The 22,355-nt window shown below is 71.0% G+C and carries 15 protein-coding genes; 6 read left to right on the forward strand and 9 right to left on the reverse strand.

Annotated elements, in window-relative coordinates:
- Positions 1 to 18 precede the first annotated feature (18 nt).
- From OG352_RS27740 to OG352_RS27750, 3 genes are all read left to right on the forward strand, one after another.
- Positions 19 to 693 (forward strand): transglycosylase SLT domain-containing protein, encoded by a 675-nt coding sequence (locus tag OG352_RS27740; RefSeq protein WP_329220614.1) that lies wholly within the window; start codon positions 19 to 21, stop codon positions 691 to 693.
- Positions 694 to 765: 72 nt separating this feature from the next.
- Positions 766 to 1,488, forward strand: coding sequence for a transglycosylase SLT domain-containing protein (locus OG352_RS27745; protein ID WP_329220616.1), 723 nt, complete (start codon positions 766 to 768; stop codon positions 1,486 to 1,488).
- 169 nt (positions 1,489 to 1,657) lie between these two features.
- Positions 1,658 to 3,070 carry an AI-2E family transporter gene (locus OG352_RS27750; RefSeq protein WP_329220618.1) on the forward strand — a complete coding sequence of 471 codons (1,413 nt, stop codon included), beginning with the start codon at positions 1,658 to 1,660 and terminating at the stop codon, positions 3,068 to 3,070.
- Here OG352_RS27750 and OG352_RS27755 read toward each other — a convergent pair.
- From OG352_RS27755 to OG352_RS27770, 4 genes are all read right to left on the reverse strand, one after another.
- Complete coding sequence (locus OG352_RS27755; RefSeq protein WP_329220620.1) at positions 3,054 to 3,518, reverse strand: hypothetical protein; 465 nt, start codon at positions 3,516 to 3,518, stop codon at positions 3,054 to 3,056. The genes OG352_RS27750 and OG352_RS27755 overlap by 17 nt on opposite strands.
- Positions 3,519 to 3,619: 101 nt before the next feature.
- Positions 3,620 to 10,237 carry an RHS repeat-associated core domain-containing protein gene (locus OG352_RS27760; RefSeq protein ID WP_329220622.1) on the reverse strand — a complete coding sequence of 2,206 codons (6,618 nt, stop codon included), beginning with the start codon at positions 10,235 to 10,237 and terminating at the stop codon, positions 3,620 to 3,622.
- Positions 10,238 to 10,466: 229 nt separating this feature from the next.
- Entirely contained in the window at positions 10,467 to 14,240 is a 3,774-nt protein-coding gene (locus OG352_RS27765) for a LamG-like jellyroll fold domain-containing protein (protein WP_329220624.1), read from the reverse strand.
- Positions 14,241 to 14,402: 162 nt separating this feature from the next.
- A complete protein-coding gene (locus OG352_RS27770; RefSeq protein ID WP_329220627.1) occupies positions 14,403 to 14,939 on the reverse strand; it encodes an alkyl hydroperoxide reductase in 537 nt (178 codons plus the stop codon).
- 267 nt (positions 14,940 to 15,206) lie between these two features.
- On the opposite strand from OG352_RS27770, the gene OG352_RS27775 reads away from it, so the two are divergent.
- The 3 genes from OG352_RS27775 (at position 15,207) to OG352_RS27785 (ending at position 17,133) form a co-directional block, all read left to right on the forward strand.
- On the forward strand, positions 15,207 to 16,169 hold the full coding sequence (locus OG352_RS27775; RefSeq protein WP_329220628.1) for a MarR family transcriptional regulator: 963 nt from the start codon (positions 15,207 to 15,209) through the stop codon (positions 16,167 to 16,169).
- A gap of 111 nt (positions 16,170 to 16,280) precedes the next feature.
- On the forward strand, positions 16,281 to 16,700 hold the full coding sequence (locus tag OG352_RS27780; protein ID WP_329220629.1) for a roadblock/LC7 domain-containing protein: 420 nt from the start codon (positions 16,281 to 16,283) through the stop codon (positions 16,698 to 16,700).
- Between the two features lie 4 nt (positions 16,701 to 16,704).
- Positions 16,705 to 17,133, forward strand: a complete 429-nt coding sequence (locus OG352_RS27785) for a hypothetical protein (RefSeq protein WP_329220630.1) — start codon at positions 16,705 to 16,707, stop codon at positions 17,131 to 17,133.
- Positions 17,134 to 17,193: 60 nt separating this feature from the next.
- Here the strand turns inward: OG352_RS27785 and OG352_RS27790 are convergent, their stop codons facing one another.
- The 5 genes from OG352_RS27790 to OG352_RS27810 all read right to left on the reverse strand — a co-directional run bounded on the left by OG352_RS27790 (position 17,194) and on the right by OG352_RS27810 (position 22,183).
- Complete coding sequence (locus OG352_RS27790) at positions 17,194 to 19,566, reverse strand: FtsX-like permease family protein (RefSeq protein ID WP_329220631.1); 2,373 nt, start codon at positions 19,564 to 19,566, stop codon at positions 17,194 to 17,196.
- Positions 19,563 to 20,252 (reverse strand): ABC transporter ATP-binding protein, encoded by a 690-nt coding sequence (locus tag OG352_RS27795; protein ID WP_329220632.1) that lies wholly within the window; start codon positions 20,250 to 20,252, stop codon positions 19,563 to 19,565. The genes OG352_RS27790 and OG352_RS27795 overlap by 4 nt, the downstream gene beginning before the upstream one ends.
- A complete protein-coding gene (locus tag OG352_RS27800) occupies positions 20,249 to 20,773 on the reverse strand; it encodes a PadR family transcriptional regulator (RefSeq protein WP_329220633.1) in 525 nt (174 codons plus the stop codon). Before OG352_RS27800 ends, OG352_RS27795 begins: the two co-directional genes overlap by 4 nt.
- 184 nt (positions 20,774 to 20,957) lie before the next feature.
- Positions 20,958 to 21,212, reverse strand: a complete 255-nt coding sequence (locus tag OG352_RS27805) for a hypothetical protein (protein ID WP_329220635.1) — start codon at positions 21,210 to 21,212, stop codon at positions 20,958 to 20,960.
- A complete protein-coding gene (locus tag OG352_RS27810; protein ID WP_443072356.1) occupies positions 21,209 to 22,183 on the reverse strand; it encodes an SPFH domain-containing protein in 975 nt (324 codons plus the stop codon). Before OG352_RS27810 ends, OG352_RS27805 begins: the two co-directional genes overlap by 4 nt.
- Positions 22,184 to 22,355 lie beyond the last annotated feature (172 nt).

Genomic DNA, 22,355 nt, shown 5'->3' on the forward strand with positions numbered 1-22,355 from the left:
ATGCTGGAAGGAAACCGTGTGAGCCGGGTCTCGGTCCGGGGATTCGCAGTGGCCTCGGCCACGGCGGTCACCGCTGTCGGAAGCGTCGTCGGTGTTGCCTCGGGCAGCGTCGCGCAGCCCAACGACGCAGAAGCGACGGCGAGCGACACGACGCTCCTCGCCGACATACCGGTGGGCCAGCAGGCCCAGGTACAGACGGCGTCCCTCGCGCAGCAGGCCAGCTACCAGGCCATCGCCGCGGACGAGGGCGCGAAGAAGGACGCCGAGGAAGCGGCCCGCAAGGCCGCCGCCGAGACGGCCGTCGCGAAGAAGGAGGCCGCCGAGAAGGCGGCCAAGGAGCGCGCCGAGGCGAAGGCCAAGGCCAGCCGCAGCGCGGGCGACTTCCCGATCCAGAGCTCCTACTCCATCGACCAGATCCAGGCGATGGCGGCACAGATGGTGCCCAGCGGCCAGTTCCAGTGCTTCAGCAACATCGTGGACCACGAGTCCAGCTGGAACTACCACGCGGTCAACGCCTCCTCCGGTGCCTACGGCCTCTTCCAGGCGCTGCCCGCCGGCAAGTACGAGTCCGCCGGCTCCGACTGGCAGAGCAACCCGGCCACCCAGATCAAGTGGGGCCTGAACTACATGGACAGCCGGTACGGCAGCCCCTGCGAGGCGTGGTCGTTCTGGCAGGCCAACCACTGGTACTGAGCGAGCCCGCACGGCCCCGGCCGTTCCTCCCCCCTCACCTGACCACCTGATGACATACCAGAAGGAATCCGTGTGAGCCGGATATCGACCCGGGGCTTCGCCGTGGCCTCCGCCACCGCCGTCACCGCCGTGGGCGCCGTCATGGGCGTCGCCCAGGGCAGCGTCGCGCAGCCCAACGACGCCGAGGCGACGGCGGACGACTCGATCCTCCTCGCGGACTTACCCGCGGGCCAGCAGGCCGACGTGCAGACGTCCGCGATGACGCAGCAGGCCTCCGTCCAGGCCATCGCCGCCGACACCACCGCCAGGAAGTCGGCGGAGGAGACGGCCCGCAAGCAGGCGGCCAAGGACGCGGTGGCCAAGCAGCAGGCCGCCCAGGACGCCGCGGACCAGGCGAAGGCCGACAAGGAAGCCAAGGAAGCCAAGGACCGCGCCGAGGCGGAGACCAAGGCCGCCACCGGCTCGAGCGTCGACGCCGGCACCTTCACGCAGCAGTCGTCGTACACCGTCGGCGAGGTCCAGGCCATCGCCCGGCAGATCGTGCCCGCCGGCCAGTTCCAGTGCTTCAGCAACATCGTGGACCACGAGTCCACCTGGAACTACCAGGCCGTCAACGCCTCTTCCGGCGCCTACGGCCTCGTCCAGGCCTACCCCGGCTCGAAGATGTCGTCCGCCGGCGCCGACTGGCGCACCAACCCGGCGACGCAGATCAAGTGGGGCCTGAACTACATGAACGACCGCTACGACAGCCCCTGCGGTGCCTGGGACTACTGGCAGGCCAACGGCTCCTACTGAGCAGGCGTCAGCACCCGTCGCTCAACCCCGCGCAGCCCCTCCCCGTCATAGGGGGAGGGGCTTTCGCCCTGTACGGTCGGTACGGCCGTAACGGCTGGTATGGCTGGTACGGCCGGGACCGACGACTCCAGGGGGAGTGGTGGGGACAGACGGGGGAAGAGGACGGATCATGTCGCGAGTGCCAGGGTGGCTCGGCCGCATCGGCGCCGGTCTGAGCGAGATGGGTGAGCGGCTCGACGAACGGCGCGCGGAGGTCGAGCGGGAGGGCGAGGTCCCCGAGCGAGAGCCGTCGCCGCCCGTCGACGACGCCTCCGGAGGCTCCGGTGCCTCCGGCGCGGTGCCGTCCGGGGCCGACGAACCCCCGCGGCCCGGCCCGCGTCCCGATCCCGTGCACGCCGTGCCGTGGGGGGTGCGGGTCGCCGCAGAGGCCGGCTGGCGGCTGCTGGTGCTCGCCGGGACCCTCTGGGTCCTGATCAGGGTCATCAGCGCGGTCCAACTGGTCGTCATGGCCTTCGTGGTCGCCCTGCTCCTCACCGCGCTCCTCGAACCCACGGTGGCCCGGCTGAAGCGGCTCGGGGTGCCCGGCGGGGCCGCCACCGCGATGACGGCGATCCTCGGGTTCGTCGTCATCGGCCTGATGGGCTGGTTCGTGACCTGGCAGGTCATGGCGAACATCGACGATCTTTCCGACCAGGTCCAGAACGGCATCGACGACCTGCGCCGCTGGCTGCTCAACAGCCCCTTCCACGTCACCGACAAGCAGATCAACGGCATCGCCAAGAACCTGCGCGAAGCGATCGGCGACAACACCGACTCGATCACCTCGGCGGGCCTGGAGGGCGTCACGGTCGTCGTCGAGGCCCTCACCGGCATCCTCCTGGCGTTCTTCTCGACCCTCTTCCTGCTCTACGACGGCAAGCGCATCTGGGAGTGGACGCTCAAGCTGGTCCCGGCCGAGGCCCGGCCGGGCGTGGCGGGCGCGGGTCCGCGGGCCTGGGCGACGCTCACGGCGTACGTGCGCGGCACGGTGATAGTCGCGCTGATCGACGCGATCTTCATCGGCCTCGGCATCTACTTCCTCGACGTGCCGATGGCCGTCCCGCTCGCCGTCTTCATCTTCCTGTTCTCCTTCATCCCGCTGGTCGGCGCGGTCGCCTCCGGCGCGCTGGCGGTCGTGGTCGCGCTGGTCACGCAGGGCGTGTTCACCGCGGTGATGACCCTGGCGGTGGTGCTGGCCGTCCAGCAGATCGAGGGCCACATCCTCCAGCCGTTCATCCTCGGCCGCGCGGTACGCGTCCACCCGCTGGCGGTGGTCCTCTCGGTCGCGGCGGGCGGCATGGTGGCCGGCATCGGCGGCGCGATCGTGGCCGTCCCCCTGGTGGCCGTGACGAATACGGTGGTGGGCTACCTGCACGCCTACTCCCGCGAGCAGGCCCTGCTGCGGAACGCCCCCCGGCCCCGGGGAGCAACGGCGTCCCGCGTCGCACCGGCGGCCACCCCGGCCGCCGCCCCGACGAGCGGGGGCGGTGGCGGGGAGCCGGAACCGCCGGCCGACGACGGTCAGGTCACGACGCGCGGGTGAACCTCACGTCGAGTCCGCACGGGAGGTCGGGGTCGTCGGTCGCGCACAGGGTCCTGCCCCCGTCCACGACGGCGAGCTGCACGCTGCACGGGAACTCCTGCGTCGCGTCGCTCTTGAAGGAGAGGCCGATCCAGTCGCCCGAGCCGGCCGTGTCCGACACGGCTTCGCCGTCGTCGCCGTCCGGCACGTAGAAACCCCAGGTGCCGGAGTCCTCGCCGCCCGCGCAGTGGGTGTCCTTGAGCTTCGGCGAGTCCAGCCCGGCGGACGTGAAGGCGTGGTCGGAGGTCAGGGAGACCCGCTCGCCGTCGGGTCCCTTCCAGCTGCCGGCGACCTTGGCGACCGACACGTCGGTGGTCGCGGTCCTCTCCCCGGAACAGGCGGGCAGCAGCAGAAGGGGAAGGGCCACCGCGCCGATGGTGCGGGCGATCCTGCGGGTGGTTCTCAGCATTTTCGCACCTTACTTCGTCGCTGTTCGGTCGCTGTTCAAAGGGGGTGGGGAGCCCCGAAGAGGCTCCCCACCGTGGGACTGCGCGTGTTCACCTCACGTGACTATCCGAGCCAGTCCGAATAGTTCACGCACTCGTTGACGGGCCACTTCTCCTCCCAGGAGAAGTCCTCGGTCACCGCCGCTCCGAAGGTGTCCTCGAAGGCCGGGTTCCACGACCGCGGGATGACATGGGTCGCCGAGTTCCAGTCGGACTTGTTCGTCGCCGTGAACTTGAGGGTGACCGTGCCCTCCTTCTTGTTGAGCGACTTGATCCTTCCGGTGGCCGAGTAGCTGCCGAGGAAGGCGTCCGCCGAGTTGTCCGTGCCGATGCCGCCGTTGGTCAGCACGCCCGCGACGTCCGAGACCGCACCGCGGATCGAGTTGAACTTGTACCAGGGGCTGTTCGGCTCGGGACCCTTGTCCTTGAAGCTGAACTCGGCGGTTTCCTTGGCGTACTTCGCCTGCATCCCCTTGTCCCGGGCCTGCCCGACGAGCCGGTTGCGCCACTCGCTGAACTTGGAGTCGGTCGCCAGGATGGACGTGAACGCGTCCCCGCCCCGGAAGTCCTGGTGCTCCCGCAGCGGATAGCCGCCGCCCCACAGCCAGCCGAAGAACAGCCCGCGCGAGGTGTCCCAGCGGTTGGCCGCCTTGTCGTCGCTGACGACGCCGTAGTCCTTGATCCCGGCGAGCCAGTCGTCCATGGTCTCGTTGCCCCGGTTCATGAACGGGGTGTCCCAGGACTTGGTGATGAAGTTGTAGGTCGATCCCGGAGTCCAGAGGTTGTTGGAGCTGGTGTTGCCCAGGTTGCTGGTCGGGGCCGTGCCCAGACCGCCGCCGTTGCCGCCTCCGCCGCCCATGATCGCGCCGAGGATGCCGACCACGGCCGTCACGGCGTCCACGATGGCACCGATGATCCCGCCGATGATGCCGCCGAGCCCGTCGGACATACCGGTGGGGTCGCTGACGGTCGCCGGGTTGTTGGAGGCGTAGGAGTAGCCGTTGAGCGACTGGGCCTTCTCCGGTTCCAGCAGCGGGTCCACGCTCAGGAACCGGCCGGTGGCCGGATCGTACTCACGGGCGCCGAGGTGGGTCAGACCCGTGGTGGTGTCCGCCGGCTTGCCCAGGAACCCCTTGTCGTCCGGCCAGGTCGTGGCCGCGGCGCCGCGCGCGGCGCCGAACGGCGTGGTGTACCGCTTGACGTAGGCCAGCGTGCCGGAGTCGACCGCCAGCGCGGAGGTGCCGTGGTCGTCGCCCGCCAGGAAGGTGAGTTTCGTGCCCGTCACGCCGGAGGTCGCCGTGCGCACCGCGAAGGTCTTGTCGCCGGCCTTGTAGTAGCGGGCGCCGGACAGGGCCTTGGCGGCCCCGCCGCCGCTGGTCTTCAGGCGCACCTCGGTGGTGCCGAGGTAGAGCACGCTCTCGCCGTCCGTGGTGTCGGCACGGCGGATCAGCAGCTCGCCTCCGGCGTCGTACAGGTAGCCGGTCCTGGTGGCCGGCTTGGTGCCCGCGGCGGGCTCGCTGACCGAGGTGACCCTGCTCTCCGCGTCCCAGACCACGGTCTGGGCGGCCTGGGTGCCGGGCCGGGAGATGGTGTTGCCGGTGGCGTCGTAGTCGTAGCCGCTGGTCCTGCCCGCGGTCTCCGTCCGGGCGAGGGCGTGCGGCTGGCCGCGGGTGGTGCCGTAGACGTACGACGTCGTGGTGTTGCCCGTGGCGGTGTGCTCGACCTGCGTGTCGCGCAGACCGCTGTCCTTGTAGCCGTAGGTCGTCCAGTAGGGGGCCGCGCCGCCGAGGTTGGCGGTGGTGCGGCCGGAGGCGGCGCAGTCCGCGGTCTTCGGGGTCCACGACTCGGTCAGCCGGCGGTGGCCGTCGTACGTGTAGCACTGGTAGTCGGCCTGACCGGCCCCGCCCAGCGTGGTCCCGTCGAAGATCGACGTGACGTTGCCGGCGTCGTCCTGGGCGAACTTCAGCTCCTGGAGCATGAAGCCGTGGACGTCGTCCGTGACGTAGGACCGGGTCAGCCGGCGGGTGCCGGCCTCGTAGTCCTGGTTGAGGTAGACCTTCTTGGCCGAGGTCGCGTCGGTGGCGAGCGTCAGCCGGCGCGCGTCGCCGAGCGGCGAGTAGGCGACGTCCTGGAGGTAGCCGGTGGAGCCCTTGGCGGTCAGCACCTGGCCCAGGCCGTCGTAGGTGTACGACACCGTCTCGGCCGCGAGTCCGCCCACCGCGGGCGCGGCGGCCTGCTTCACCGTGCCGTCCAGGTTGTACCCGGTGGAGAACGACAGGGTGCTGGGCACGCCCGCCGTGACCATGGGGTCGTCGGTCGGCAGGGTCAGCTGGTTCTTGGTGACCTTGTAGAGCGGGTCGTAGCCGGTGACCTTCTGCGTGTACGTCTTGCCGGTCGCACCGCCCACGTACCGCACGGCCGTGTCCTGCTGGCCCTTGGCGAGTTCGTCGAAGGTCCAGACGGCCAGCTTGTCGCCGTCCGTCTTGGACGTCTGCCACATGCCGGTCTTGCGGCCGAGGACGTCGTACTCGAACAGCAGGGTCCTGCCGTGGCTGTCCACCGACTTGTCGGCCTGGTCGAGGTCGTTGCTGTACGTGGTGGTCCTGCCCTTGTCCGGGTCGTCCACCGTGAACTGACGGCCGAACAGGTCGTACGTGTAGGTCCACGTCGACTTGTCCGGGGCGACCAGCGTCTGCTGGTGACCGGCCGGATCGAAGGTGTAGCGGGTGGTGGTGAGGTCGGTGCCGGTCGGCTTGGGGCCGGCGTAGTCGCGCCGCTCCACGGTCCGGCCGAGCGCGTCGGTGACGACCGCGTTGGCCTGGCCGCCGGCCGGCGCGCTGGTGGTGACGGTGTCACCCAGGTAGACGGTGTCCGTCGACCAGCGGGTCACGCCGTAGTTCTTCGTGATCGTCTTGATGGCACGGCCCGCGCCGTCGAAGACCGTGTCGGTCTGCTGGGGCGGCTGGCTGCCGTCGATCTCCACGATCTTGCCGGACGGCGCCGTCTTCTCGTCCCAGATGTCGGACTCGGCGGTGACCGCGTTGCCGCGGCCGTCGTAGAGGGTCTGCGCGATGAGGCGCCCGCCGGCGGCCGACGGCGCCTGCACCTGGCGGGTGCGCAGCAGCGAGTCGTAGATCTCGTAGGTGGTGTTGTAGGCGGAGCCGTCGCCGTTGAGCGACGCGCTGGCGACGTACGGCAGGGCCGACGACGTGATGCTGTACGTGTACACGTAGTTCGGGGTCTTGCCGAGGGCCTTGGACCGGTTCGGCAGCCACACCTTGGTGGACCGGCCGAGACTGTCGTACTCCGTCTCGGTCTTGCGCCCGTTGGCGTCGGTCACCGACAGGTCCGTGCCGAGGGCGAAGTCCCGGACCGTGGTGCTCGCGTGGTCCTTGGCGTTGTAGACGGTGGTCGAGGTCAGCGGACCGGCCGCCGGCGGGGTGTAGACGGTCCGGGAGGTGATCGTGTTCCGGGCGTTGCGCAGGATCGCCGGGCGGCCCAGGGTGTCGAAGTCCGTGGTGGCCGTCTGCTGCCACGCCGGGGCGTCGTCGGTGCCGTAGGCCTTCGCGCGGCCCGCCCACTGCGCCTCGCCCTTGGTGGGCTTCTGCGTCGCGGACCAGGTCTTGGTGTCGAAGGCGGTGGCGGCGTCGGAGACCACGTCACCCGGGCGGGTGGAGTCCGCCGGCAGATCCAGGTTCGCGTCGGTCACCGAGCAGGCCTTGGCGACCGTACGGGTGCGGGACACCAGGGAGTTCAGGCCGACGGTGTCGTTGCGCGCGTACCAGGTGCGCGTGCACTTCTCGTCGCCGGTGACGGAGTCGTCGCCGCGGTCCTCCACCGTGACCGGCATGCCGTAGTCGTCGTAGGTCGTCGCCGTGGTGCGGACCCGGTCGGACGGCTGGAGCTTGCTCGTGACGACGGTGCGGGCGTGCGAGGCGCCGATGCGCACGAAGTACGCCTCGGTGTCGGCGTACGACTTGTGCTGCGTCGAGGTCCGCTTCGACCAGGGGTCGTTGATCGTGCCCGACACCTCGGCGGTGCCGTCGTAGGAGACGGTCTCGCGCGAGAAGCCGGCGTACTGGTCGGAGTCGGTGACCTCCGCCGCCTTGATGCCGCTGACCTTGACGGTCCTACGGGCGTCCGCGTCCGGCGTCCTGCCGTCCGGGCCGAGCACCCGGTCGCCGTTCATGCCGCGCAGGTAGACCGTGACCGTCTTGGTCCGGGTGCCGCCCGACGGGCCGGTGAGGTGGGTGACCGTGCCGTAGCCGCGCCACTGGGACCAGGTGCGCTCCTTGGCGGGGGTCATCGGGTCGTCGTCGTAGTGCCAGGCGCCGCCGCCGGAGTACTGGTAGCTGTGCTGCACGGCCTCGGAGCCGCCGAGCGGGTCCGTGGTGCGCACCGCGCTGACCGGGTATTTCTGGAACCAGTCGAGGACCGGGACCTTCTCGCCGTTGGGCGACCAGTACACCGGGTAGCAGCGCTTGGTGTTCTCGTCGGCCTTCGGCATGGTCTGTCCGGCCGTGCAGTCCGCCGGCAGGTAGTCGACGATCGTCTGCGCCCCCGTCTCCGAGGTGATCGTCTTCAGCCGGGGCCGGTTCAGGGGCAGGATGTCGTCCGACGGGCTGTCGACCCGGTTGGGCAGGAAGACGTGGTCGAACCTGACCGGGTCGAGGGACAGATCGCCGCCGTGCTTGCCGGTGTGCTTGATCTCGTCCAGCCACAGTGACTGGTCCGCGGAGTCACCTGTGTCGCCCGGGTCGAGGTAGAGCTGCTTCAGCGCCCACCCGTCGACCGCCTCGAAGGCGGGCGTCGTGGCCGCCGCGTTCCACGCGTAGGTCGTGACCGTGGTCAGGCGCTTACGGGTGAAGAAGGTCGGGCTCAGGTTGTACGTGCACTTGTCGCCGTCCTTGCAGACCGCGTCGAACGGCACGTCCGGCCAGTTGTCCCGGGTGTCCTTGGTCAGCGCGTCACAGCCGGTGCCGGAGGCGAGGCAGCGCTCCGCGTAACCGAAGGTGATCTTGTTCGAGGCCTGGGGTGCGGCGCTGAACAGGGCGCCGGCCCGCTGCCCGTAGCGGATCTCCTTCAGGTAGCCGCCCCGGACGTACGGCGTCCCCGTGTTGTCGTCGCCGAGCTTGTCGTAGTTGTTGGTCTCGGCGGTGTACCAGTAGCTCATGGCGTTGCCGTGGGTGTCCTCGACGTAGTCGAGGTTCCAGCGCCAGGCCTGCTTCTTGTCCCGGCCGGCGAAGGCGGTGCCGTCGGAGTAGCCGGGCTCGCCCTCGTCGTCGCCGAAGACCGGCGCGGTCCACACCGAGTTGGTGCGGACGCCGTCGGCGGCGCCGTCGAGCTTGTTCAGGCCGAACACGTACTTGGTGCCGTCGCCCGCGACGACCGTCCAGTACTCGCCGTTGTCGTCGCCGTTGTCGGCGCCGGCGGAGTGGGTGACCTTGGAGGCGTCGTCGCTCTTCAGCCGCCACTCGCCGGTGGTGTCGTCCTTCACCAGCTCAGTGGCCTTGCCGCCCAGCACCAGCGAGGCGTTGTCGTACTTCCAGCACTGGTCGTACTTGCCGTCGTGGCCGTCGTCGTCGCAGGAGCCGTACTTGCGCTCGACGTACGACGACGTCAGGTCGAAGCCCTCGCCGACCTGGGTGCCCTGGTTGTTGGTGGTGGCGGTACGGCCGTCCACGCTGCCCGAGTCGTACGACAGGGACAGCTCCGGGCCCTTGCCGCCGGCCGGGTTGGGCGACTTGAGGGGGTAGCTCCAGGTGAAGGTGCCGGAGCTGCCGCCCGCCTCCCAGGTGGAGGACGCGGACAGCGGGGTCGCCTTGAAGTCACCGCCGCCGGCCGTGGCGCCGGAGGCCGCCGTGACCGCGAGGAGCATCGTTCTTCCACCGGTCGCGGTGGCGGTCCTGGCCGAGGGGACGGCGGTGGCCGTGGTGGCCTTGGGGAACGTCAGGTCGGCCCAGACGTTCTCGTCGGCGCGCTCGTTGCCGGAGGGCACCGGCAGGACGCGGTGGCACTTCGACGCGGTGGGGTCGGTCAGGGCGCAGTCCGGCAGGCGCAGCACGCGCAGCCGTCCGGCCCAGTCGCCGCCGTACGCCGCCGCGAACTTGCCGTAGTCCATGCCGAGTCGGGCGCTGCCCCCGCCTCGGGGGCCGGTCACCTTCAGGGCCACGCCCTTGATGCCGAGCCGCTGCGCGGTCTGCTGGTCGAGGACCTCCACCGTCACCGGTCCGGCGGCGGGCGCGGCCTTCTTCCCGGCGGTCGGGGCGGAGAGTGTCACGGGGAGCGAGCCGGCGGCGGCGTTCGTGGTGCGGGCGGCGCCGCCCTTGCCCGTGGCGGGCAGGGTCAGCCGGGCGTGGCCGGCGGTCGGCCAGGTGGTGGGCCTGGCCTGGTCCTCGCGGGCGCGCTGGGCCGCGGTGCGGTCGCCTGCGGCGGCCTTTTGCACCTCGGCCGCGGTCTTCCTGTTCACCTGCGCGGTGAACGGGGAGACCCGCTGCGCGCGCGGGGCGTCGAGCTTCGGACGGCCGAGCGGGTCGGTGCCGCCGGTGACGGCGTACGCGGCCGGGGTCAGCAGACCGGGCAACAGGGCGAATCCGGCGAGTGCGGCGACGCGCCTGAGCCAGGGCGTTCTGCCGGGTGGATTCCGGTCCGGGGCATGCCGGACCGGCGGTGTCTGTCTCATGGGTTCCCTCGTGGTGGGGGTGGTGTGGTCTCGGTGGGCGGGCTGACCGGCCTCGGCTTCGCCTTCGGCCGGCCGCCCGCCCGCACCACCCGTGCTGCTTTCGCTGTCAGATGCGGGTGGCCCCTCGGCAGGGGTGGCATCCGCGAGGCAGGGCAGTGGGGCGGGCCGGGACGGGCGCGGGGGTCCGCATCCGTCCCGGCCCACCGGGGGCGCAGGGTCGGTCAGCCCGTCACAGGGTGTCGGCCAGGACCTGGGAGCGGACCTGGTCGGCGCTCATCGCGCCGGTCCACACGCGCAGCGTCTCCAAGGAGCCCGGCAGGTAGTAGCCCGTCGAGCCGCCGGCCGCGCCGCGGCCCGCCGACACCGTGCCGCTGCCCTGCTGTGCGGCAGAGAACCCGGCCGCGTCCTCGCCGAGCTGCTCGAACTCGCCGACGTACAGGTGCAGTCGGCCGAGCCGGTCCTCCGTCTTCGACGCGTCGGCCGGGTCGGACCACTGCCACGTCTCCTGGGCGTCGAAGACGCCGGTGACGTACACCCAGGTGTCCAGCTCGGCGACGTCGCCGGCGGCGACCTCCGCGCTCTGGGTGACCTTGCCGTCGGAGCCGACGGCGGTGCGGGTGAACTTCCACTGGTAGACGTCCGCCGCGGGCTTGACCACCCACAGGGCCCACGACGACTCGGTGCCGGTGGCCTGGCCCGCCACCTGGGCGCGGTAGCCCACCGGCTTCGACGCCAGCTTCGCGGAGTCCAGCCGCACCCGCGCGGCGACGGTGAACGAGCCGGTCTCGTCGGTCACCGGACCGGCCGCCGAGGCGTATCCGGCGGTGCCGTCCAGGTCCAGGGCGTTGTTGTCCTCGTCCAGCACGGCCCCGGACGTCGACAGCTGCATCGGCGGCACCGAGTACTGGGAGAGTTCCTTGACCTGGTTGCCGGTCGACGTGGTGGCGTCCCAGAACGCGGAGAGCTCGTTGGCGGCGACACCGTCCTGGGTGAGCGACGCCTCCTGCGCGATCTGCTCCGGCGTCAGGGCGTACTGCCAGACGGCCACCTCGTCGACGCGTCCGCGGAAGTTCTCCCCGTACACGCCGCCGACCAGGGAACGGCCGAACTGCAGACCGGCGGAGGACGTCCACGGCGTGTACGCGGTGGACAGCGCGTTCAGCACCACCGGCTTGCCCTGCGCACGGCCGTTGACGAACAGCTGGATCGTGTCGTTCGTCTTGTCCGTGTCGCGCTTGGTGTCGAACACGGCCGTCAGGTGCGTCCACACGTTCATCGGCGGGGACGCGGCGTCGGCGACGGAGCGAAGGTAGACCGGGTTGTCCTTGACGTCCGTGGCGGTGCGGTTGAACACCCACTTCTTGAGGCTCGACGAGTAGTACAGGGTGAACGCCGAGGCGTTCGCGCCGGGCGCCGAGAGGACCACGTGGCTCGTCGAGGCGTCCGTCAGATACACCCACGACGAGACGGTGAACGAGTCCTTGGTGTTGACCGCGGGTGCGGCGGTGGACGCGTATCCGTCGCGCGTGGTGTCGGTGGCGCTGTCGTTGAGCCACAGCGAGTAGTCCGTGTCACCGCGACGGCCCAGGCCCGACCAGCCGGAGCGCGTGGTCTGCAGGGTTGCGTCGTGCCGGGTGCCCTCCGTCGCACCGTCCTTCGCCACGGTCACGCCCGAACTCGGCGCCCCGTCGTCGAAGTGCCAGCGGCCCACCGCACCGGCGGCCGGGGCGACCTTGAAGGAGAACTCCGCGGGCGTTCCCCAGCGGTTGCGCACGTCCTTGGCCTCCACCGACAGCACCTGACTGCCGGCCAGCGGCGGGGTGATGTCCGGGACGGTCACACTGGATCCGGTGACCGTCCTGGCGCCGGACGTCGCGGTCGGCAGCAGCCGCCAGCGGTAGCCGATGATGTCGGTGTCCGCGGCGTTCGGCTTGAAGCGGAAGCTGCCGGGCACGCCCGGATTGCCGTGGCCCTCGCACAGGTTGGCGGTGCACGGCGTGTACGGGGAGTTGCTGGTGATCTGCGGCGCCTTCGGCGCCGTCGAGTCGATCTTGAAGTAGCACCACGAGGAGGACGAGGAGAACAGGTCCCCGGACTTCCCGCCGTAGCTCCAGTGGGACTGGGTGCGTGACCTCAGCCGGTACAGCCCGCCGTCCGCGCGCTCGCTGATGCGCAGCTTCTCCAGGGTGTCGTCCGGATCCCAGCCGCTGGCGGGCCGGTAGCCGGTCCACACCGAGTGCCAGGCCGCGTCGTCACCGCGCTCCACGAAGAACTCGGACTGCAGTGAACCCTCTTCGGCGCCCGCGCCGCTCTCGACCTTCGTCTGCACCCGGGACTGGAGCATGGGGTCCTTGCGGGTGACGATCAGCGGGTCGGCGGAGGTCTTGCAGTACGCCGTGGTTCCGTCGCCGGGGATGACGCCCACGTTGGTGGGGGCGCCGGGCCGGTAGGCGAAGTTGACCTGGAGCTCGGCGTTGTCGTCGAACCGCTTCCAGGCAGCGGGGTCGGACTCGTCCTTGGCCCGGAGCATCAGGGTCAGCCGGGAGATCTTGCCGTCGGCGAAGCTGCGGACCGTGGACGTCAGGTTCTCGTCCGTCTCGTCCGGGTTGTCGTTGAACTCCACCCACTGGTTGGGCTGTTCCGGGCTGCACTGGCTGCCGCGGCCCGCCGAGACGAGCCGGTCGCCGATCTGGTCGAGCTGGGTCGGACCCGGCCACCTGGTGCCCTCGGAGATGTTGTTGGTGCGCTCCAGGTCGACCCACTTGGCGGTGCAGCTGAAGGACCAGGTCTCGCGGGCGCGGAAGGTGGCGTCGATGACGTACTTGCCGGACAGCTTCGAGGGCGAGAACTCGAAGTACATGCGGTTGGTGTAGTTGTTGCCGCAGTAGTACGGGCCGGAGACGCTGCAGCGGCCGACGCCGTAGTCGCCGTTGAACTGCCAGAACTTGTCGCCGTCCGAGGAGAGCACGGTCCGCTCGGACACGCCCAGGCCCACCGACGGGTCGATGTAGACCGGGTAGACGGTGTCCTGGCCGCGCAGCAGCCCGAGGTCGGGCCGCACGGAGACGGCGTCGCCCTTCACCTCGACCGGCATGACCGCGCTGGTGTCACCGGAGCCGGGCTGGACGCCCTCCTCGACGGGGTCGGGCTCGGCCGCCGGGGCCGAGGCGGCCGGCGTCGTGGTGTCCGAGGCCCGGGCCACGGACAGCAGTTGGGTGCTCGGGCCGGTGTCCGCGTCGGTGTCGCCGGCCGAGTCCCACATCTGCCCGGCGGGGCCCTTGAAGACCGTGTTGCCGTCGCCGTCGACGGCGCGCAGGCCGCCGCCCGTGCCCGGGGTCACGGTCAGTCCGTCGCCGGTCGCCCGGAGCGTGATCCGCTCCAGCGCCTGGTCGGCGGCGGCCGCGGCGGTCTTGACGACCAGTACCTCGCGGTAACCCTCGGCCGTCGCGGTCAGCTGGAGGTCCACTCCGTCGAAGACGTCGGGATAGGTGGCCGTCGGTCCGTCGAGGCGCGGCGCGGGCAGTTTGCCCGGCCAGCCCAGCCGCAACGAGCCCTGCTCGTCGCCCAGGTGGATCAGCCGCGAGCCGTCGCCGCCCGCCGAGAAGGAAAGGTCGACGACGGCGGACTTCGGGCCGACGGAGCCGTCGGCGCGCCGGACGAGCGTGGTGTCGACGGCGTCCCAGGAGCCGTCGTCGTCCTTGACCCGCTGCGGCACCGCGGACTGGGTCAGCGTGTAGGTGCCGTCCGGGTTCGCGGTGGTCGTGGAGTACTCGGTCCGGTCGGCGGTGACCTCGACGGGTTCGCCGGTGGAGACGGCGCGTTCGCGGGCCGTCTGAGCGGTCGTCGGGCCGGCCGCGTCCAGGGTGTCGGCGTGGGCGGCGGGCGCGTTGAGCGCCAGGGCGGGCAGGGCCGCCAGCAGAGCGACCGAGGTGATGCCGGATATGACGCCCTGTGGTCTTCGCACCCGGTCGCGGCCGGGCCGAGGACTCTTGAGTCGATGCACAGTTCCCCCACTACAATTTCTCACCCAATCCTCATGTTGGGCCGGGCAAGTAAATAGATCACTGCTCACCCCCGTCAAGCGCCAATTCCCGCAGGGCCCGCCGGTGATCGAGGGGACCTGCGGGTTGAGGTGAAGTGGGGTGAGCCGGGGTGGGGGCGCGGATCAGACGTCGGCGAGGATCGCCTCCGCGTCCAGCGTCACCCCGACCGCCTGGATCACCGAGGCGATCTTGAACGCCTCCTGGACGGTCTCCCGCCCGACTCCCGCCCCGCGCAGCACCCGCTCGTGCGAGTCGAGGCACAGCCCGCAGCCGTTGATCGCGGAGACCGCGAGCGACCACAGCTCGAAGTCGACCTTCTCGACACCGGGGTCGCCGATGACGCTCATCCGCAGGCCGGGCCGCAGATTGCCGTACTCGGGGTCCGACAGCAGGTGGCGGGTGCGGTGGAAGACGTTGTTCAGCGCCATCACCGCGGCGGCGGACCTGGCCGCCGTGTACGCCTGCGGCGAGAGGTTCGCCTTCGCCTCCGGGGCCAGCTCACGCAGCACGAGGGGCGAGCGCGAGGCGATCGCCGTCGCCAGCACGGCGCCCCACAACTGCTGCGCGGACAGCTCGGAGTCGCCGACGACCGAGCCCAGACTGAGCTTCAGATCCTTGGCGTAGCCCGGAATCGCGGACTTCAGCGCATCCAGTGACACGGCGGCTCACTTCCTGGCCGGGTTCCTTCGGGGCGGACGCTTCCGATCGTGGCACAAGGCGCGCACCCGTACGTCCGGGACGCGGCCGGTGCGGGGGCGGGGCGGCGACGACCAGGGTCCGTCAATCGGTCAAATGGGCATTGAACAAAGAGAATTGAGTCCAGGCGCGGAGCAATTTCCGTCAGCTGGAGGCAGGTCGGAAATCCCGCACTGGAATATGCGCCCGGACTGATAAACATTCCCTCCTCAGCGCTACGTGTCAGGCGTATGTGCGAGAAGTCCTGGGGGAGCGGGGGTGGGGGAGTGACGTCGGGCTACGAACTGCTGGCACGCGCCCTCGCCGCGTGCGGCCGGGACGGCTTCAGCGGGGAGGTGCGCGTGTCGGGCACCCCCGGCGGCACCTTCCATCTGCACGGTGGGCTGGTCGTCGCGGTCGAGTCGCCGGGCGCGCCCGCGCCGGAGGCACTGCTGCTGCGCTCCGGCCGGATCGGCGGCGAGGAGTGGGCCGGGCTGGTGCGCGCGTCCGGCGGGGCGCGCTGGCCGGCCGCCGGGCTCATCGCCCACGGCCACGCGGGGGCCGCACAGCTCCGGGTGGTCTGTGCGATGGCCCTCCAGGACGCCGCGTTCGCGGTCGTCGCGGGCAGTGTCGACGGCTGCGAACGCGGTCCGGCGAGCGGGCCGCCGTCCGCCCCGCTCGCCCCGGTCGCCGTGGGCGAACCGCCCACCCGGCTGCTCCAGGAGGCGTCCCGCAAGCTGCGCGCGCTCCTGGCGCTGCCGTACCCGGTGCGCCCGGACCGGGAGCGGCCCGTGCCCGCCTCCCTCTCCTGCGCGGCGACCCGACTGGGCCTCCTGCAACGGGAGTTGCTCACCCACGCCGACGGCCGGCGCACCGCCCGCGACCTCGCCTTCCGGACCGGGCGCGGGGTCTACGCCGTCACCGTCGAGACGGCCCGGATGCTGGGCGAGGGGCTCCTGGAGTGCGTGGACGCGCCCCACCCGATCCCGGTCCGGCTGCCCCCCGACGCCCCCGGCGTACGCCCCCGCGAACCGGCCCCGCCCCAGCCGGCCCCGCCTCCCCGGCCCTCGTCGCAGCCGCCAACGGAAGCGGCGATCCTGCCCCGCCGTCGCCCCGGCGCCAGCGGCATCAACGAAGCCCTCACGCCGGAACGCGGCGGCACCGGCCCCGGCTGGAAGGAGTTCTTCCGCCTGCGGAATTCGACGCCGAAATAGTCGAAGCAGTCGCAGTGATCGCAGCAGTCGCAGTAATCGAAGCAGTCGTAATAGTCGCAGTAGTCGAAACAGTAAACGCCACATGCGATCAGAATCAGGAGAGTTGCGCCTATGGACCACGAAGCCCTCGCACGGGAGATGCGCGGCCTGCGTGAGCAGGTGGCGGGCATCACCGACACCGCCCTCGCGGCGGCCGACGGGCTGCTCATCGCCGCCGACACCGCCGACTTCATCGATCCGGAGGGCCTCGCCGCCCTCGCCGCGGCCGGCCTCGGCCTCGCCCGCCGCACCGCCGCGGCGACCGCCCGCGGCGCCCTGCACCGCACGGTGGCCTACGGCAGCCACGGCTGCGCCGCGTTCTACGCGGTCGGCGACACCGCGCTGATGGTCGTACTCGGCGACGAGGGCATCGACGTGGAGCGCCTGCACCGGGCGACCCAGCCGGCCCTGCGCCGCATCGACCTGATCCTCACCGCGAAAACCTCCGTGAACTCCGCGAACACCTCCGCGAAAGCGTCCGGAGGACTCTGAAGGGATGGCGACGAAACGTATGACCCCCGGTTTCTCCGACCAGGTGATGGGCCTGGTCAAGGCACTGCGCACGGATGCCCCGGACTGCGTCGCCTCCGGCGTCGTCGACATGGCCACCGGCATGCTGCTCTCCTACGAGACCGTCGACAACCACCCGCCCGAGGTCCTCGACCTGCTCGCGGGCGCGACGCTCGACCTGTTCCAGGGCCGTACGGTCGTGATGATCGAGGACGTCTTCAAGGAGCGGCGCGGGAGCCAGAGCGACGACCACTTCTTCCAGGAGATCCTCGTCAACAGTGAGAACCTCACTCACCTGTTCGTGCGGATGACCGAGCAGCAGGACGTCGTCGCGGTGGTCGTCTGCCGCAAGTCCGTCAACGTGGGGATGCTGTTCGCGCAGGTGCGGAGGGTGGTGCGGGAGTACCGGCTGTGAACGCGAACGGTCCCTCCCCGAGTCGACCGGGGAGGGACCGTGTGCTTCAAGACGCCGTGCTCACTCCGTGCGCAGCCCGTCCGGCCGCAGCAGCCGCATCAGCGGCGGCAGGCTCAGCAGCGTCACCAGCAGGACGACCCCCGCGCCGCAGCCGGTCATCGCCAGCACGCTCGTCCAGTCCACGGCCACCGACGTGGCCGTCATCTTCAGCAGCACGGCGCCCAGCGTGAGCCCCACCGCCAGGGCCAGCAGCAGGCCCAGCGCGATCGGGATCGCCGTCTGCCACAGCACCGACAGGCCCAGGGTGCGCCGCCGGGTGCCGAAGGCGACCAGGGACGACAGCAGCTTGCGCCGCTCACGCAACTGCTCCAACTGCGAGACCAGCAGGCTCGCCCCGATGAGCGCCAGCACGGCGGCGGCGCCGACGAGCAGACCCGTGCGGACCGAGGTGAACTTCGTGTCCTCGCGGGTGGACGACCAGTTCATCGGGCTGGCCAGCGGATCCACCTGGTACGCCGTGTTGCGGACGTACTCGAACGCGTCGGGCACGGACTGGTCGATCGAGAGGTAGAGCTGACCGCCGACCATCTTCTCGGCGGCCTTGGGCAGCGCGCTCGGCGTCATCAGGAAGCCGGCGCGCTCCCACTCGGTCAGGCCCGTGGTCGCCTGGACCGTGCGGACGCCCGCGGGGACGGTCCAGACGACGTCCTTGGCGTTGTCCTGGGGGGACGGCTCGACGTACAGCTTCTTGCCGGGCTTGTTCATCTCCGGCCCGTCGCCGTAGTCAGCGGAGCGGTTGAGCACGAACATGTCGCCGTCCTTGCACGAGGGCAGTTTCGCCACCTCGCGCAGGGCCGGGCAGTCGCCCACCGTCAGATCGGCGGTCTTGTCCGGGCCGTTCTCGGTGTTCCAGGAGGCGTCGCCCAGGTAGCCCTCCCACAGGGCCGTGACCTTGCGGACGGCCTTGGTGTCGGCGAACTTCTGCGCGGTCACGGCCGGCACGGCGCCCTCCGGCACGCCGACCTGCATCTGCGCCCGGTCGAGGTCCTTGCCGGTGGCCTTGGTGTAGTCGCCGTCCACGCCCGCGAACAGCATCTGCAGCGCGATCGCCCCGGCCACCGCCACCGCGATGCCGTTGACCATCCGGGCCGCCGTACCGCTGCTCAACTGCAGCCGTCGTACGGCCAGTTGCCAGGCGACACCGCCCGAGCCGAGCCGGGCGACGACCGTCTCCACGAGCCAGGGCAGCAGCGCGGTGATCCCGACGAGGAGCAGCAGGACGCCGCCGGTCACCAGGTACGAGTTGAAGTCCCCGTTCTCGCGGCCCTGCCCGATCATCGGGTAGAGCATCGCGAGACCGGCCACCGGCATCAGCAGCCGCCACCACAGCCGTCGGCGCGAGGGCTTCGCCGTGCGCACCACGCCGAGCGGCTCGATCACCACACCGCGCAGCGCGAACAGGGTGACCAGGACCGCGGCCGCCGGCACCGTCAGCACGACCAGCGCGGCCAGCGCGGGGGAGGGGTTCAGGTAGCTGGGCCACACGCTGATGCCCACCACCTCGACCGTCCCCGCCGCCTGACGGCCGATCAGGAAGAAGACCGTGCCGAGGACCAGGCCCAGCAGCGCGCCGGCCATCGCCTCGCCCGCCGCGATGCGCCGGGTCATCCGGCCGTCGGAACCGATCAGTCTGAGGGCCGCGAGCCTGCGGTCACGCCGCTCGCCGCCGAACCGCACGGCCGCGGCGATGAACACGGCCACCGGCATCAGCAGCACCACGATGACGACGAGGATCAGCAGGAGCAGCACCGGGTCGGTGCTCTCCTTCGTCGGGTTCGGGTCGCCGAACTCCTTCAGCCGGTTCACCCCCGAGACGTCGAGGTGCGCGGCCAGCCCGGAGGCGCCCGAGTAGTAGGCGAGTTCCTGGGAGCCGATCAAGCCGCTCTCCCCGATGGTCCCGACGACGCGGTACGGCACCCGCCCCCGCAGCAGCGCCGAACCGTCGGCGTCGAGCAGCTTCTTCAGCGCGGGCGAGACGACCATGTCGCCCTTGCCCGGGAAGCGGCTCACGCCGGGCGGCAGCGGGGCGCGCGCCCCTTCGGGCTCCACCAGCCGGCCGCGTACGTCCTTGCCGCGGAACGTCGTGTCGACCTCCGCGATCAGCAGGGTGTCGTCGCCCTTGGCCAGCGGTTCACCGAACTGCCAGTCCAGTCGGGCCTGTTCACGGTCGTGACGGACGGCCATCGCGGCGGGCACCGCCGTCGTCAGCAGCAGGACCGCCACGCCGAGCCCGACGCCCACCGCCGTCAGCAAGGCCCGCACCCAGCCCTCCCGCCCGCCCGCGAAGGCGAACCGGACCCCCAGGCCCAGATCCCTGGACCGCCCCCACGCTCGGCTTCGCTCGCGCGGGAGGTGCCCCCTCCGCAGGTTCATACGACCCGCTCCATGTCCCGCGACTTCCCGTCCCGTACGACTATCTCGCGGTCGGAGTAGGCGGCCACCCGCGCCTCGTGCGTGACGAGGACGACGGCCGCGTTGGCCGTCCGGGCGGCCTCGGTGAGCAGCTCCATCACGCGCTCGCCGTTGAGCGAGTCCAGCGCGCCGGTCGGCTCGTCGGCGAACACCATGCGCGGGCTGGTGACGAGCGAGCGTGCCACGGCCACCCGCTGCCCCTGGCCGCCGGACACCTCGCCGGGCCGCTTCTTGCCGAGGTCGTCGACCTCCAGCCGCTCCATCCAGCCCAGGGCGGTGCGCTCGGCCTGCTTGCGCGGGGTGCCGTTCAGCCGCAGCGGCAGCGCCACGTTCTCCACGCAGGTCAGTTCCGGCACGAGCTGCCCGAACTGGAACACGAACCCGAACTCCGAGCGCCGCAGCTGACTGCGCCGGGCGTCGCTCATCGTCGCGAGCTCCTTGCCGTCGTACATGATCGAACCCGAGTCGGGCGTCACGATGCCGGCGAGGCAGTGCAGCAGTGTCGACTTGCCGGACCCGGACGGGCCCATCACAGCGACGACCTCGCCGGGGTGGATGGAGAACTCGGCGCCGTCCAGCGCCATCGTCGGGCCGTACGCCTTGCGCAGGTTCTCGGCGACGAGCAGGGATCCCCCGGGGGCGTTCACGCGATCACCGCGGCCTTCAGCTTGTCGAGGCGCGCGGCGGCGAGCTCCAGCCAGCGCAGGTCGGCCTCGAGGTGGAACAGGGCATGGTCGCAGATCAACTGGTCGGCCAGGTCGCCCCTGCGCTTGCGGTCCGTGAGGATGCGCATGCTGCGCAGGTGCTCGGAGCGCTGCGTGTCGAGGATGTCGGCCGCGTCGCGGTGGGTGAGCAGCGCGAGGACGATCTTGGTGTACAGCGTCGACTGCAGATACGGCTCGGGCTTCTCGGGCGTCGCGAGCCACTGCTCGACGTCGGTGACGCCGGCGTCGGTGATCGCGTACCGCTTGCGCTCGGGACCGCCGCCGGCCTCGATGCCGTCGACCTCGACGAGCCCGTTCTTCAGCAGGCGCGACATCGTCGAGTAGACCTGGCCGTAGTGCAGCGGCCGGTCGTGACCGAACTTCTCGTCAAAGGCCCGCTTGAGGTCGTAACCGTGGCGGGGCCCGGACTCAAGGAGTCCCAGGAGGGTGTGACCGATGGACATGAGGAGGACTGTACATGCGGTGTATACCCGGTGTGTATAGGTGGTGGGCGCGGGTGGCGGCGAGGGGTGTGAGCGCGGGGTGGGTGCGGGGGCGGGTGCGCAGGTGGGGGCCGATTGTCACCGTTCTGCCACAGGGGCGGTGACTGGCATCTCGGCCCGCCCGGCGCTGCGGGGGCGAGGCCGCTCAGGCCGAAGGGGGGCTGGGGGCGGAGCCCCCGGGGGGCCGCCCGCGACGGGGCAGCGGACCGGTGTCGCCGGGCAGCCGCCCCGCCTCCTTCAAGGCCCTGCGCAGCAGGAACTCGATCTGCGCGTTGGCGGACCGCAGGTCGTCCCCGGCCCACCGGGCCAACGCCTCGTACACCGCGGGATCCAGGCGCAACAGCACCTGCTTGCGCTGCGGCCGGCCTTGAGGGGCTGAACCCCCGGAGGGAACCGTCACTGGTAGAGGGTCCCGGTGTTCAGGACCGGCTGGGGCGCCCGGTCCCCGCACAGCACCACCATCAGGTTGGACACCATCGCCGCCTTCCGCTCGTCGTCCAGCTCCACGATGCCGCGCTCGGAGATCCGGGCCAGCGCCGCCTCGACCATCCCCACGGCCCCGTCCACGATCTCCCGCCGCGCCGCGACCACCGCGCCCGCCTGCTGCCGCTGGAGCATCGCCGAGGCGATCTCGGGAGCGTACGCGAGGTGGGTGAAGCGGGACTCGATGATCCGCACACCGGCCGCGGCCACGCGCGCGTGCAGCTCGACGGCGAGCTTCTCGGTGATCTCCTCGGCGTTGCCGCGCAGCGAGAGCCCGTCCTCGTCGTGCGAGTCGTAGGGGTACTCGATGGCGATGTGCCGGACGGCCGCCTCGGTCTGGGTGGCGACGAACTCCAGGAAGTCGTCCACCTCGAAGCTGGCCTGCGCGGTGTCCCGCACGTTCCACACCACGACCGCGGCGAGTTCGATCGGGTTGCCGTAGGCGTCGTTGACCTTCAGGACGGCCGTCTCGTGATTGCGCACCCGGGTGGAGATCTTCTCGCGGGAGGTGAAGGGGTTCACCCAGCGCAGCCCGTCCTCCCGGATGGTGCCCCGGTAGCGGCCGAAGAGCTGCACCACGCGGGCCTCGCCCGGCGCCACCGTGTTCAGTCCGCACATCGCGAGGAACGCGGCGAGGGCGACCAGGATGCCGACGGTGATCAGCGCGGCCTTGAGGCCGGTCGCGGTCACGGCGGTGGCCGTGGCGATCATCCCGCCGCCGGCCAGCAGCCCGGCCAGCCCGAGCAGCAGCGCGAGCCCGCCGCCCACGCTGTGCGCGGGGAACTCCCGCACGCGCGGAGCGGGCATCTCGGGTACGTCGAGGGCTTCGGTGGCGGCATCGGCTTCTGTGATGGCCGACGGGTCGGGTGTGGAGGTGGATGTGGGCATGGCGGGTCCCCGTTCTCTACGTCTCGTGTCTCGCATCGGCAGCCGATTCAGTTATCGGCTGCCTAGCTAAGTGATATCACTTTATCGCGTCGCGGCAACCCTGTACCCCTCTCGAACGTCGAATCGGTGGGGACGCTCTGCCGGTTCCACCGGACGGGGTGCTGATTCTCAC

Origin of the sequence: Streptomyces sp. NBC_01485 (genome assembly GCF_036227125.1) — a bacterium.
Taxonomy (GTDB): domain Bacteria; phylum Actinomycetota; class Actinomycetes; order Streptomycetales; family Streptomycetaceae; genus Streptomyces.